Origin of the sequence: Aromatoleum toluclasticum ATCC 700605, from assembly GCF_000378245.1 — a bacterium.
GTDB lineage: Bacteria > Pseudomonadota > Gammaproteobacteria > Burkholderiales > Rhodocyclaceae > Aromatoleum > Aromatoleum toluclasticum.
Genome location: NZ_KB899500.1, coordinates 141,657 through 155,518, shown reverse-complemented (window position 1 = coordinate 155,518; position 13,862 = coordinate 141,657). Strand labels below are relative to the sequence as shown.

11 protein-coding genes are annotated in these 13,862 nt (G+C 66.8%); 6 read left to right on the top strand and 5 right to left on the bottom strand.

Features of this window, described 5'->3' with window-relative positions:
- Positions 1–177: 177 nt before the first annotated feature.
- From F464_RS0117225 to F464_RS0117215, 3 genes are read left to right on the top strand one after another with little or no spacing between them, the layout of a single operon-like run.
- On the top strand, positions 178–1,953 hold the full coding sequence (locus F464_RS0117225; RefSeq protein WP_018991086.1) for an FAD-dependent oxidoreductase: 1,776 nt from the start codon (positions 178–180) through the stop codon (positions 1,951–1,953).
- 1 nt (position 1,954) lies between these two features.
- Positions 1,955–3,811 (top strand): 2-oxoacid:acceptor oxidoreductase subunit alpha, encoded by a 1,857-nt coding sequence (locus F464_RS0117220; protein ID WP_018991085.1) that lies wholly within the window; start codon positions 1,955–1,957, stop codon positions 3,809–3,811.
- Complete coding sequence (locus F464_RS0117215; protein ID WP_018991084.1) at positions 3,808–4,863, top strand: 2-oxoacid:ferredoxin oxidoreductase subunit beta; 1,056 nt, start codon at positions 3,808–3,810, stop codon at positions 4,861–4,863. Before F464_RS0117220 ends, F464_RS0117215 begins: the two co-directional genes overlap by 4 nt.
- Positions 4,864–4,951: 88 nt before the next feature.
- On the opposite strand, the gene F464_RS0117210 is transcribed toward F464_RS0117215, so the two are convergent.
- The 5 genes from F464_RS0117210 to F464_RS0117190 form a co-directional block, all read right to left on the bottom strand.
- The gene (locus F464_RS0117210; protein WP_018991083.1) at positions 4,952–5,794 is read right to left on the bottom strand and encodes a fumarylacetoacetate hydrolase family protein; all 843 of its coding nucleotides are present in this window, start codon (positions 5,792–5,794) and stop codon (positions 4,952–4,954) included.
- Between the two features lie 51 nt (positions 5,795–5,845).
- Positions 5,846–6,589, bottom strand: a complete 744-nt coding sequence (locus tag F464_RS0117205) for an aspartate/glutamate racemase family protein (RefSeq protein WP_018991082.1) — start codon at positions 6,587–6,589, stop codon at positions 5,846–5,848.
- Between the two features lie 22 nt (positions 6,590–6,611).
- Positions 6,612–7,340 (bottom strand): maleate cis-trans isomerase family protein, encoded by a 729-nt coding sequence (locus F464_RS0117200; protein ID WP_018991081.1) that lies wholly within the window; start codon positions 7,338–7,340, stop codon positions 6,612–6,614.
- A 76-nt stretch (positions 7,341–7,416) separates the two neighbouring features.
- The gene (locus F464_RS0117195; RefSeq protein WP_018991080.1) at positions 7,417–8,727 is read right to left on the bottom strand and encodes an MFS transporter; all 1,311 of its coding nucleotides are present in this window, start codon (positions 8,725–8,727) and stop codon (positions 7,417–7,419) included.
- A 574-nt stretch (positions 8,728–9,301) separates the two neighbouring features.
- Positions 9,302–10,054, bottom strand: coding sequence for a GntR family transcriptional regulator (locus tag F464_RS0117190; protein ID WP_018991079.1), 753 nt, complete (start codon positions 10,052–10,054; stop codon positions 9,302–9,304).
- Between the two features lie 322 nt (positions 10,055–10,376).
- On the opposite strand from F464_RS0117190, the gene hydA reads away from it, so the two are divergent.
- The 3 genes from hydA to F464_RS0117175 all read left to right on the top strand — a co-directional run bounded on the left by hydA (position 10,377) and on the right by F464_RS0117175 (position 13,862).
- A complete protein-coding gene (gene hydA, locus F464_RS0117185) occupies positions 10,377–11,816 on the top strand; it encodes a dihydropyrimidinase (protein ID WP_018991078.1) in 1,440 nt (479 codons plus the stop codon).
- Between the two features lie 189 nt (positions 11,817–12,005).
- Entirely contained in the window at positions 12,006–13,178 is a 1,173-nt protein-coding gene (locus F464_RS0117180) for an alpha-hydroxy acid oxidase (RefSeq protein ID WP_232428975.1), read from the top strand.
- Positions 13,179–13,370: 192 nt separating this feature from the next.
- Complete coding sequence (locus F464_RS0117175) at positions 13,371–13,862, top strand: hypothetical protein (protein WP_018991076.1); 492 nt, start codon at positions 13,371–13,373, stop codon at positions 13,860–13,862.

Genomic DNA, 13,862 nt, shown 5'->3' with positions numbered 1-13,862 from the left:
ACAAGAGGCGCAGGCGTGACACGGGGAATTCCGGGAAAATGTCCGATCGCGTCGCCCACACGACCGCATGAAACATGTTGCACTGCAGCGTGCATTTGAGTGCAGGTTGTGCACAATGATGCATGTAGCGATTGGCGCGTTCATACGCACGCTTTTCCCGAGACAGGAAGGACGCACTTGAAACCGACCGACATCAACAATCCCGACTACCTCCACAAGGTCGTCGACTGTCAGTGGGCCTGTCCGGCCCATACCCCAGTGCCCGAATACATCCGGCAGATCGCAGCGGGTGACTTCTCCACTGCCTACATGATCAACTGGCGTTCGAACGTCTTCCCGGGGATCCTCGGGCGGGTGTGCGACCGTCCGTGCGAACCGGCCTGCCGGCGCGGACGCGTCGACAAGGAGCCGGTCGCGATCTGCCGCCTCAAGCGTGTCGCGGCGGATTTCAAGGACGACATCCGCGACCGCCTGCCGCAGCCAGCCGAAAAGAACGGCAAGCGCATCGCCTGCATCGGCGGCGGGCCGGCCTCGCTGACGGTGGCGCGCGACCTTGCGGTGCAGGGCTATCAGGTCACGGTGTTCGACAGCGGCTCGTCGCCCGGCGGCATGATGCGCAGCCAGATCCCGAAATTCCGTCTGCCCGACAGCGTCATCGACGAGGAGTGCGGCTACATCGAGGACTTGGGGGTCGAGCTGCGCCGCAACCACTGGATCGGCAGCCTGCGCGAAGTGCTGGCGGGCGACTGGGATGCCGTGTTCGTCGGCACCGGCGCCCCGCGCGGACGTGACGCCGACCTGCCGGGACGCAACCAGGCCGCGGGGCACATCCACGTCGGCATCGACTGGCTCGCGAACGTCGCCTTCGGCCACGTCACCTCCATCGGCAAGCGCGTGATCGTGCTCGGCGGGGGCAACACCGCGATGGACTGCTGTCGCTCGGCGCGCCGCCTCGGCGGCGAGGACGTGCGGGTGGTGGTGCGCAGCGGCTTCGACGAGATGAAGGCCTCGCCGTGGGAGAAGGAGGACGCGCTGCACGAAGGCATCCCCATCCACAACTTCCTCGTGCAGAAGGCGTTCACGCACGACCACGGGCGCCTGACCGGCGTGCTGTTCGAGAAGGTGCGTGCCGAATACGACGACAAGGGCCGCCGTTCGCTGGTGCCGACCGGCGAGCCGGACGTGCATATGGAATGCGACGACGTCCTGATCGCCATCGGCCAGGAAAACGCCTTCCCGTGGATCGAACGCGACATCGGCATCGAGTTCGACCGCTGGGGCCTGCCGGTGCTGAATGCGCAGACGCTGCAATCGACGCTGTCGCGCGTGTTCTTCGGCGGCGACGCCGCGCTCGGGCCGAAGAACATCATCACCGCGGTCGCGCAGGGTCACGAGGCGGCGATCTCGATCGATCTCTTCTGCCGCAAGCTGCCGCTGACGCAGCGACCGCCGGCGACGATGAACCTCGTGAGCCAGAAGATGGGCATCCACGAGTGGAGCTACGACAACCAGGTGTCGGAAGACGCGCGCCGCAAGGTGCCGGTGAGGTCGATCGAGGAGGCGCTGAAGGACATCAAGTCGGAGTTCGAACTCGGCTACGACTTCAAGCTTGCCTGCGCGGAGACGGCCCGCTGCCTCAACTGCGACGTCGCCACCGTGTTCAAGCCGAAGCTGTGCATCGAATGCGACGCCTGCGTCGATATCTGTCCGACCGAATGCATCACCTTCACGCAGAACGGCGAGGAAGACGAGCTGCGCGGCCGCCTCAAGGCGCCGTCGCACAACCCGGAGCAGGCGCTGTACCTCGCCGAGGGCCTCAAGACCGCGCGCGTGATGGTGAAGGACGAGAATGTCTGCCTGCACTGCGGCATGTGTGCGGAGCGTTGTCCCACGGGCGCCTGGGACATGCAGAAATTCCAGGTGAACATCGCGCAAGCCGGCGCGGAGGTTTGAGATGACTACCCCAGCGATTCAACACACCAACGACTTCGTGATCAAGTTCGCGAACGTCAACGGCTCGGGCTCCGCCTCGGCCAACGAACTCTTCGCACGCGCGATCATCCGCATGGGTGTGCCGGTTGCCCCGCGCAACATCTTCCCGTCCAACATCCAGGGCCTGCCCACGTGGTACGAGGTGCGCGTCTCCGAAGCCGGCTGGCTCGGCGCGCGCGGCGGTTGCGACATGATGGTTGCGATGAATCCGCAGACCTGGGACCGCGACGTTGCTGCGATCGACCGGGGCGGCTATCTCTTCTACGACTCGACCAAGCCGTTGCCGCCGTCGAAGTTCCGTGAAGACATCACCGTGCTGGGCGTACCGCTCACCGCGATGTGCAACGCCGAGTACGACGATGCGCGCCAGCGCCAGCTGTTCAAGAACAGCATGTACGTCGGTGCGCTGATCGCGCTGCTCGACATGGAGTTCGCCGCGGCCGAGCAGCTTATCGTCGACCGCTACCGCGGCAAGGACCAGCTCATCAAGGCCAACGTCAACGCGCTGCGCCTGGGCTACGACTACGCGAGGCAGAACCTGCCGTGCCCCATCGGGCTCCGGGTGAAGCGCGCCGACGCGGTGGGCGAGCGCATCATGATCGACGGCAACAGCGCCTGCGGCCTCGGTGCCGTGTTCGGCGGCGCCACCGTCGCGGGCTGGTATCCGATCACGCCCTCGACCTCGGTCATCGAGTCCTTCTCGAGCTACTGCCGCAAGTTCCGGACCGATCCCGACAACGGCCGTGCGCGCTACGCGATCGTGCAGGCCGAGGACGAACTCGCCTCCATCGGCATGGTCATCGGCGCTGGCTGGAACGGCGCGCGCGCCTTCACCGCGACCTCGGGTCCGGGCATCTCGCTGATGCAGGAGTTCTTCGGCCTCGCCTACTTCGCCGAGATTCCCGCGGTGATCGTCGACGTGCAGCGCGGCAGCCCCTCGACCGGCATGCCGACACGCACGCAGCAATCCGACCTGCTCAGCTGCGCCTACGCTTCGCACGGCGACACGCGCCACGTGCTGCTGTTCCCGCAGGATGCGCACGAATGCTTCAGCCTCACCGCGCAGGCCTTCGACCTCGCCGAGCGGCTGCAGACGCCGGTGTTCGTGCTCTCCGATCTCGACATCGGCATGAACGAGCAACTGTGCGCGCCCTTCGAGTGGGACGACAGCCGCCGTTACGACCGCGGCAAGCTCATGAGCTACGATGAACTCGAGGCCGGCAAGGACTTTGGCCGCTACCTCGACGTCGATGGTGACGGCATCCCGTACCGCACGATTCCGGGTACCCATCCGACCAAGGGCGCGTACTTCACGCGCGGCACCACGCGCAACCCGTATGCGAAGTACAGCGAGGTCGGCACCGACTACGTGTACAACATGGAGCGCCTGCGCCGGAAGTTCAATACGGCCAAGGACCTCGTGCCCGCCCCCATCCTGACGAAGGCGGCGCAGCCGACGCATGTGGGCGTCATCTACTACGGCTCCACGGCGCCTGCGATGGCCGAGGCCGGGGCGAAGCTGGCGGCCGACGGCATCCACGTCGATACGCTGCGCGTCCGCGGTTTCCCCTTCAGCGACGAGGTGATGCAGTTCATCGCCGATCGCGACGCGGTGTTCGTCGTCGAGCAGAACGAGAGCGCGCAGCTGCGCACCTTGCTGATCAACGAAGGCGAAATCGATCCGAAGAAGCTCGTGCGCGTGCTGCACTACGACGGTTCGCCGATCACGGCGCGCTTCATCGCCGGCAAGATCGCCGACGCCCTGAATGACCGCAAGGTGAGCCCCATCGGACAACCCCAGCGCAAGGTGGCCTCATGACCTATCTCGCCAAACCCAAGCTCCTCGCGGCCGACGCGCCGCGCAACGCGCTCGGCTACACCCGCCGCGACTACGAGGGCGCGATCTCGACGCTGTGCGCCGGCTGCGGCCACGACTCGATCAGCGCCTCCATCGTGCAGGCCTGCTTCGACCTCGACATCGAGCCACACAAGGTCGCCAAGCTGTCGGGCATCGGCTGCTCGTCGAAGACGCCGGATTACTTCCTCGGCAACTCGCACGGCTTCAACTCGGTGCACGGGCGCATGCCCTCGGTGCTGACCGGGGCGGCGCTCGCCAACCGCAACCTGCTGTACCTGGGCGTCTCCGGCGACGGCGACTCGGCCTCGATCGGCATCGGCCAGTTCGCCCACGCGATGCGCCGCGGTGTGAACATGACCTACATCGTCGAGAACAACGGCGTGTATGGCCTCACCAAGGGCCAGTTCTCCGCGACCGCGGACAAGGGCTCGAAGAGCAAGAAGGGCGTCATCAACAGCGACAACCCGATCGATCTCGCCGCGCTCGCGCTGCAGCTCGGCGCCACTTATGTCGCGCGCAGCTTCTCGGGCGACAAGGAGCAGCTCGTGCCGCTCATCAAGGGCGCGCTGCGCCACGGCGGGCCGGCCTTCATCGACGTCATCAGTCCGTGCGTGACCTTCAACAACCACGCGGGCTCGACCAAGAGCTACGACTACGTGCGCGAGCACAACGCGGCGGTGAACCGGTTGGACGTGATCCTGCCCAAGGCGCAGATCGAGGCCTCCTACCCGCCGGGCAGCCTGCGTCGCGTGGTGCAGCATGACGGCTCCATCCTGCACCTGCGCAAGGTGGGCGTGGATTACGATCCGTCGGACCGCATCGGCGCGATGAACCACCTGCAGGAGCGTCAGGCGTTGGGCGAGATCGTGACCGGCCTGCTGTACGTGGACAGCAGCGGGCAGGACATGCATGCGCACCTGAACACGGTCGAGAAACCGCTGAACCAGCTTGGCGATGCTTACCTGTGCCCCGGCAGCAAGGCGCTGGAGGCGCTTAACGCGATGCTTCGCTGAGGCGACGCCGGCAGCAAAAAAATCCCCGCCGGATGTAAATCCGGCGGGGTGAATTTCCACAAAGGAAGAGGATGGGGGAAGGCAGCCGTCAGTCGGCGACGACGGCGTGCTGCTGCTCGCCCAGGCCGGCGATCGACGCGTCGATGCGGTCGCCCGCGCGCAGGTAGCGCGGCGGGTTCATGCCCATGCCGACACCCGCAGGCGTGCCGGTGAAGATCAGGTCGCCCGGCAGCAGCGTCATCACGCCGCTGACGTAGCTGATGATCTGCGCGGGGCTGAAGATCATGTTGGCAGAATGGCTGTCCTGCATGCGTTCACCATTGACCGCGAGCTGCATCGCCACTTCGTCGGGGCTGCGGAGCTCATCCGCGGTCGCGAGCCAGGGGCCGATCGGCGCGAAGGTGTCGAAGCTCTTGCCCTTGGTCCATTGTCCGCCGCGCTCGATCTGCCAGTAGCGCTCGGACATGTCCAGGCCGGTCATGTAGCCCGCGACATGCTGCAGCGCGTCGCCGACCGCGACCCGACGGGCGGTGGTCCCGATCGCGATCACGAGTTCGAGTTCCCAGTCGGTCTTCTCCGAGCCAGGCGGCAGGACGATCGCGTCGTTCGGGCCGCTGATCGCGGTCTGCGCCTTCATGAACACGATCGGTTCCTGCGGGATCGGCAGGCTGGCCTCGCGCGCATGGTCGGCGTAGTTCAGGCCGATGCACACGATCTTGCCGATGCCGGCGAGCGGCGGACCGAGGCGGGTGCCAGATGGCACGACGGGGAGGGTTTGCGGATCCAGCCCGCGCAGCCGCGCGAGGCTGGCGGGCGCGAGGGCCGCGCCGTTGATTTCGGGCAGCATGCCCGAGAGGTCGCGGATCGTGCCGGTGGCGTCGATCAGCCCGGGGAGTTCCTTCCCCGGGGCTCCGAAGCGAACGAGTTTCACAGCCGTTCTCCTTGAAGGACGAGGAGGCTGCGCGCGTCCGCGCGGCGGGCCTCACTCATGGTTGATCCAGCGCGCCAGCGGATCGGCGATGCCGACGCAGGGCTTTGCCCCGGGGCGTGCATAGGTGCCTTGCACGGCCTTGCGCGGGTTCAGCGCGACCAGCGTTTCGGCCTGCTTGACTGCGGCCTCGACGCAATCGACGACCGGCACCGGGATGCGGTCGCGAACGCGGCGGGCGAGCCCCGCGAGCGGCGCGCCGGCGAGCACGACCACGTCGGCCCCGTCCTGATCCACCGCCTGCTGCGCGAGTTCGACGAGCAGCGCTTCCTTTTCGTCCTGCACGTCGGAGATCGAGCGGAAGCTGCCGCCCAGGGCGCGCACGCCGGCGCAGCGCTCGCGCAGGCCGTGCCAGGCGATGCATTCGTGGTACCAGGGCTCCAGCGACTGCGAGAAGGTCACGATCGCGAAGCGCTTGCCGAGCATGCAGGCGGTGAGCATGCCGGCTTCGGCCAGGCCGATGACCGGGATGGGGAAGAGTTCGCGCGCGCCGCCGAGTCCGGGATCGCCGAAGGCGGCGATCACCGCCGCGTCGACGCCGGTGTGCATCTCGGCGAGCATTTCGAGCGCCACGGCGCCGCCGATCACCGCTTCGGCGCGCGTCGCGATGTAGGGCACGCCGCGCGGCGCGGTCGCGGTGACGAGTTCGGTCTGGGCGCCGGCCACGCCCATCGCCGCGTTGGCGATGCGGTCGGTGACGCTCTGCGAGGTATTCGGGTTCAGGAGCAGGATTTTCATCTTCGATCCATCCGATTTCACTTTAGGCCACTTCGCGGAACAGGCGACCCCAGCCCTTGATCGAGCGGGTGTCGATGCCAGCCATGCGCAATTGCTTCCACACGACGGTCGAGACCGTGTCGTAGAGGGGGATGCCGGTCTCGGCTTCGAGCTCGTCGGCGAGCTGGGCGGCGCGCAGGTTGGTGCAGAAGGTCGTGATCGCTTCGGGCCGCGATTTGGCGACTTCGCGCACCATCGCGCGCAATGTGTCCTCCGGGACTTCCGCGAAGTCGAAGTTGACGCTGATGCCGAGGTGCTGTTCGGCGGGCACTTCGATGCCCAGCGTCGCGTAGTTGGCGACGATGCGCGCCTGCACGTCGGGCACGTAGGGCGTCGCGAGGCCGAGCTTCTTCGTGCCGGTCCTGGCGAGGATCTCGTTCAGCGCGAGCACCGAGGTCGTCGCGGGGATGCCGGTGACTTCGGTGATGCGGCGGCACAGCTGCACGTCGCGCTCGAAGCCGAGCCAGCCGGAGGAGGTGCCGCTCCAGCCGATCGAGTCGACGCGGGCGTCGGCGAGCAGCTTCGCCGCGTCGAGGATCTTCGTGTCGTCGAACTGGCCGAGCGCCTGGTCCTTGAGCGAGATCTCGGTGACGGTGAAGCGCGAGAAGTGGGCCGACACGCCCGGTACTTCGGCGACGATGGCGCTGGTCAGCGGTTCGAGGGAGGTGTTGGAGGAGGGCGTCAGCACGCCCAGGCGGATGCGTTTGCTCATGGAAGTCCTCGTTGGAATCCGGTCGGGGAGGGGGTGGGCCGCCGCGGCAGGCATTCACCGCGGCGCCCCGGGGAGATCAGACCGGAATCTTCCTGTCGTAGTCGATCAGCATCGTCGAGCAGATGAACAGGCCTGCACCGGCAGCGGCGAACAGCATCAGCGCCATGTAGTACGAGCCGGTCGCCTGGACAATGAGGCCGACGAGGATGGGTACGCCGATGCCCGCGCAGTTGCCGCCGAGGTTCATCACGCCGCCGAGGAAGCCGACGCGGTTGCGCGTGCCGAGGATGGACGGGACGCACCAGAACAGGCCGCACCAGCGCAGGAAGAACAGGGTCACCGAGAGCATCACCACGACGGTGACCGGATCGGTGATCTTAGCGACGCTGTAGATCGACACGGTGGCGATGACCGACGCGATGCCGAACAGCGTGCGCAGCACTTTGCCCTGCGAGGCGCCCGATTCCTTCCACTTGTCGGCGATCCAGCCGCCGATCAGCTCGCCGACGAAGCCGGAGAAGAACATGATGAACACCGCGCCGCCCATCTGCTTGATGTCGAAACCGTGCTGCTTCGACAGGTAGGTGGGCATCCAGGTCAGCAGGCCGTAGAACAGCGCGTTGAAGCACATCCAGCCGAAGAACATGCCCCACACCGAGCGGTAGCGGAAGAAGTCCATGATCTTGCCGCTGGTGATGGCCGGCGACGCGGCCAGTTCCCTGGCGTGGGCTTCCTCGATGTACTCCGCCTCGATGTCATTGACGCCCGGATGTTCGCGCGGATGGTTGCGGATGTACGACCACGCCCAGAGGCCCGCGATCACGGTGCCGATGCCGGCAATGACGAAGGACGCGCGCCAGGATCCCATCACGGCGATCAGCCCCGAGATCAGGATCGCGCCGAGCGCGGCACCCAGCGGGGCACCGCCGTCGAGCAGCGTCGCGCCGCGGCCGCGCTCGTTCTGGGTCATCCAGATCGCGTTGAGCTTGCCGCCGGCCGGGTAGATCGGCGCTTCGGCGGCGCCGAGTCCGAGGCGTGTGATCAGCAGGCTGACCCAGCCGGTACATACGCCCGCGATCGCCTGGAAAAAGCCCCAGCCCAGCGTGGCGGCGGCGATGACATGACGGGGGCCGTACTTGTCCGCGAGCATGCCGCCCGGAATCTGCATGAAGGCGTAGGTCCAGAAGAAGGAACTCAGCAACAGACCCTGTGTTGCGGGGCCGATGTCGAACTCCTTGGCGATCATCGGCATTGCGACCGACAGCGAGGCCCGGTCGATGTAGTTGATCGAGATGAGGAACAGCATCATCAGGAAGATCCGCCAGCGGACCTTCGTCTGCGTTTCCGGCAGGGCTGCCGCCCGCTCGAGGGCGATTTCAGCTTTCATGTGGTGTCTCCTTTCCACAGCTTGGATGAGTTTTGGCCACTCCGCCACGGCCTTGTGGCCGTGGTGTTGCCTCCAAAAGGCTTGACGCCGCCTACGCGGAGCGAGTGCCGGATCACGGCCTCGCACCATTTCTGTTTTTTGGTTGCCGCGTCACGCCCGAAGTGTCGACCGGATAGGTCGCCGACCGGGGATGACGCGTTGCCATTGTGAAATGGACTATAGAAGTGATGCCGACATGAAGTCAATAAATTGTCGACAAAAAATATTCGATCTCGACAGCAATGAGGTCGAGCCCGAGGAGAAGGCGGCATGAGGGCGCGACCGGTGCTTCAGGATGATTCGGGCGCGCGGGAGCGCCCGCAGGAGCGTCGTCACTGAGGGCGGCGACGATCTGGAGCGGATCTTCTCCTGACCGGGAGCGGGGAGAGGATACTTAGCGGGCAATCAAATGGGCCACCGCCGTTCGCCCTGAGCCGGTCGAAGGGCGGGATTCCGGCAGGGCTTCGACAGGCCTGTCCCGAGCAAGGCCGAAGGGCTCAGCCTGAACGGTATGGGACTGCCCAGGCTGATAAGGTCAGCCGGCCAGCGCGGCTTCCAGATCGAGTTCCTCGGGGCGGCCGCGCGAGAGGTCGAGGCAGGCTTCGACGTGCTCCAGATGCTCGGTCATCAGGCGGATCGCAGTGGCTTCGTCGCCATCGGCGAGGGCCTGGGTGATCTCGGAATGTTCCTGGTCGCGGCAGGCCGGTACCGACGGCGCGTCGTAGAGGAAGATGATGAGGCAGGTCAGCGACGCCAGTTCGTGCATCAGGCGGGCGGCCAGCGTGCTGCCGGAGAGTTCGGCGAGCAGCACGTGATATTCGCCCGACAGGCGGATGATGGCGCGGCGGTCGCGCGCGGCGCGGGCGGCTTCCTCGGCTTCGACGTGCGCGTGCAGGCGGGCGATGATCGCGCGGTCGTTCTTCGCCACGATGCGGCGCACGACCAGCGCTTCGAGCGGGCGGCGGACTTCGAACACCTCGCGCGCCTCGTCGATGGTGGGCTCGGCGACGAAGGCGCCGCGGTTCGGATGCAGCACGACCACGCGCTCCAGCGCGAGGCGGGCGAGCACCTGGCGCACGCGCGCACGGCTCACGCCGAAGATCTTCGCCAGCTTGTCCTCGCCGAGCTTGGTGCCCGGCGGCAGCCGGTGCTCCATGATCGACGCGATGATGCGCTCGTAGATTTCCTGGTCCGACGCGCCGCCTTCTCCGTCGTTCGCCAGCCGCTCGTCCTGCAAGGAGGGCGCCGATGCGCCGGCGTCACGTCGTTTGACCGTCTTCTTCTGCATCCTGAGACCCTGCGCCAGAGGGGCCCGCGAGGTCGGGCCGAAGCGGAAATTCTACGATTCGGGCGGATGCGCTAGCAAGAAATGCCGTGGTCTGTAGGCATTCGGACGGGGTTTCTCCGTCGCGCGGTCGGGGGTGACCGACGGGGGTGAAATCTCTCTCGCGATCCGGTGACGATTTTCGGGCAGCGTTACTGTTCTTGCGTGTTGGAAAAAATATCGATAAATTGTCGACAAAATAGATGAGTATGTTTGACAGATGCGGCGACTCCAATCACGGAGAACGGTCCCGTCGGCCAAGACCCCAACAAACATGGAGACAACAATGGACGGTTTCGACCTGGTGGTGCGCAACGCCCACGTCGTGACGGCAGCCGACGAGTTCGACTGCGACATCGGGATCCGCGACGGCGTGATCGCGGCGCTCGGCAGGAAGCTGCCCGCGGGCCGCGAGGAGATCGACGCCGCCGGCCGCTATGTGATGCCGGGCGGCCTCGACGGCCATTGCCACCTCGACCAGCCGATGAGCGACGGCACGAAGATGGCCGACGACTTCTACAGTGGCACGCTCTCGGCAGCCTGCGGCGGCACGACGACGGTGCTGCCCTTCGCGTGCCAGTTCAAGGGGCAGTCGCTGCGCGCGGCGGTGGACGACTACCACGCGCGCGCCGGCGGCAAGGCGGTCATCGATTACGCCTTCCACCTCATCGTCAGCGACCCGACACCGGACGTGCTGCAGCGTGAACTCCCCGAGCTGATCAAGGAAGGCTACACGTCGTTCAAGATCTACATGACCTACGACGACCTCAAGCTCAACGACCGCCAGATTCTGGAAACGCTCGCGGTCGCGCGGCGCGAGGGGGCGCTGGTGATGATCCACGCGGAGAACACCGACTGCATCGCGTGGCTCACCGAGCAGCTGCTCGCAGCCGGCCACACCGCGCCGCGCTTCCATGCGGCCTCGCGGCCGATGCTGGTGGAGCGCGAGGCGACGCACCGGGCGATCTCGCTGTCGGAGCTCGTCGATGTGCCGATCCTCATCGTGCACGTCTCGGGCCGCGAGGCCGTCGAGCAGATCCGCTGGGCGCAGGGCCGCGGCCTGCAGGTGTACGGCGAGACCTGCCCGCAATACCTCTTCCTGACCAGCGAGCATCTCGAAGGCGAAGATCTGCACGGCGCGAAGTGCGTGTGCAGCCCGCCGCCGCGCGACAAGGCGAACCAGAAGGTGGTGTGGGATGGGCTGGAGAATGGCGTGTTCCAGGTCTTCTCGTCGGACCACGCGCCCTTCCGCTTCGACGACCCGCAGGGCAAGAAGGCCGCGGGCGAGAACGCCTCCTTCGACCAGATCCCGAACGGCATCCCCGGCCTGGAGACGCGCATGGCGCTGCTGTTCTCGGAAGGCGTGCTCACCGGCCGCATCGATCCGCAGAGCTTCGTCGCATTGACTTCGACCAACGTCGCGCGCCTCTACGGCCTGTACCCGCGCAAGGGCAGCATCGCCGTGGGTTGCGATGCGGACATCGTGATCTGGGATACCGATGCGGACGTGACGATCCGCAACGGGATGCTGCATCACAACGTCGATTACACGCCCTACGACGGCATGCACCTGAAGGCCTGGCCTAGCGTGACGATCTCGCGCGGAGAGGTGGTGTGGGCAAACGGCCAGGCGCGGGCGCGGAAAGGGCGCGGGCGCTTCCTGGAATGCGCGAAGCCGCTACCGGCGCGGCCGAAGAGCGAGCGCAAGCTGGTGCGGGAAGGCTAATGGCGCGGCAATCCGGATACCGTTCGGGCTGAGCCTGCCCTTCGACAAGCTCAGGGCGAACGGATGGTGATCCATTTGTCGCCGTAGTAATAGCGAGGGGCCGTATCATGATGGACGGCTAGCAAGCGAAGTCCGCCTCCGGTATCGTGGGGCGGACTTTATTGCTTTGGGACCGGGCGCGTAATGCCGATGCGCAAACTCTACCGGGGCCGCGATCCGCGTCGCGCCCAGAATATTGCCGAACTGCGCGCGATGGCCGGCGCGCGCATCCCCAATTTCTGCTTCGAATACCTCGAAGGCGGGGCCGACGACGAAATCACGCTGACGCAGAACCGCGCCACGTTCGACGCGATCGCCTTCCAGCCGCGCACGCTGGTCGATGTGTCCGAGCGCGATCCTGGCTGCGAGCTGTTCGGCGAACGCATCGCGATGCCGGCGATCATCGCGCCGACCGGCTTCAACGGCCTGCTGTCGCACGAAGGTGACCTGATGCTCGCGGAGGCGGCGCGGGATGCGGGCATTCCGATGTGCCAGAGCATGGTGTCGACGGTGTCGCTGGAGCGCGTCGTGGCGAGCGGCGTGCGCCACTGGATGCAGATCTACCCGTTCAAGGATCGCGACAACCTCGCCGGTGTCGTGAAGCGGGCGGAGGTGGCGGGCTCCGAGGCGATCGTGCTGACGACCGACGTCGCGGCCTTCGGCAACCGCGAATGGGACCGGCGCAACTACCGTGCGCCGATGAAGCTCAACCTCGACAACGCGGTCGATGTCGCGACGCGCTGGCGCTGGCTCTTCGACGTGATGATCCCGCATGGCATGCCGCGCTTCCGCAACCTGGGAGACTTCCTGCCGCCGGGGCAGGACAGCGCGCGCAACGCGGCGACCTTCCTGTCGAGCCAGATGGACCCGTCGCTGAACTGGGACGACGTCGCGTGGCTGCGCGACCTGTGGCCGCGCAAGCTGATCGTGAAGGGGATCCTGCGCCCGGACGACGCGCTGCGCGCGCAGCAGCTGGGCGTGGACGGGCTGGTGATCACCAACCACGGCGGCCGCCAGCTCGATACCTGCGTCGCGCCGATCGACGTGCTGCCGGAGATCCGCGCGGCGGTCGGGGCGGACATGACGTTGATCATCGACAGCGGCCTGCGCCGCGGCAGCGACTTCGTGAAGGCGCGCGCGCTGGGGGCCGACGCGGCGATGTCGGGGCGCGCGACGCTGTATGGCCTCGCGGCCGCCGGCAAGCCCGGCGTGGCGCGAGCGCTGGAGATCCTGCGTTCGGAGATCGACCGCACGCTGGCGCTCCTCGGGTGCCCGGTACTGACGCGGGTCGGGCCGGACTGCGTGCGCCAGCCGCTGCGCTGAGCGGCTGTCCCCGGGGGCGCGTGCGGCGCTCTGCAACTTATTGGCGTCGCGCCCGCGCTGAGCGCTTACACTCTCGCCCTTGGCGGACTTTTCCGGCGTCTGCCGTGGCCCTCGCGCACCCGCTCCGTGCCGCGGCCGTTGCGCGCTGCGCCGCTCTCCGATCCATTTTCTGCCGCTTCTGAAAGGTATTCGATGCACCCGCTTCACGATATTGATGCACTCCTGTTGCTCGCCCTGGCGCTCGCTTCGAAGCGGCGCCCGGCCGAGCTTGTCGAGGCCATCGCGGCAGTCGATCTGCTGCAGGGGGCCGTCCCGCCGGAGGCGAAGCTGGCCGACTCGTTCGAACGCCTGTCGGCGAACGGCCTCATCTGCGTGGAGGAGGGGCGCTTCGCGCTGAATGCGGCCTCGCTGGCGATCGTCACCGGTTTGCCGAAGAAGGCGGATACGGCCGAGCGCATCTTCGAAGTCCGGCAGCGGCTCGGCGCGCATGTCGGGCAGGGCGAGCAGGCCGCGGCCGTGCCGACGGTCGAGCAACTGAACGCCGCCATCCTGGCGCACCGCGCTGCGGGACAGGGGGCGGGCAAGAACCTGCTGATGCCCAAGCCCAAGCCCGCCGAAACCGAGAAGAAGCGCGCGGGGCACTGGCGCAAGCCGGCCAGCGCGGCGCGTCGGCGCAAGGGCTGA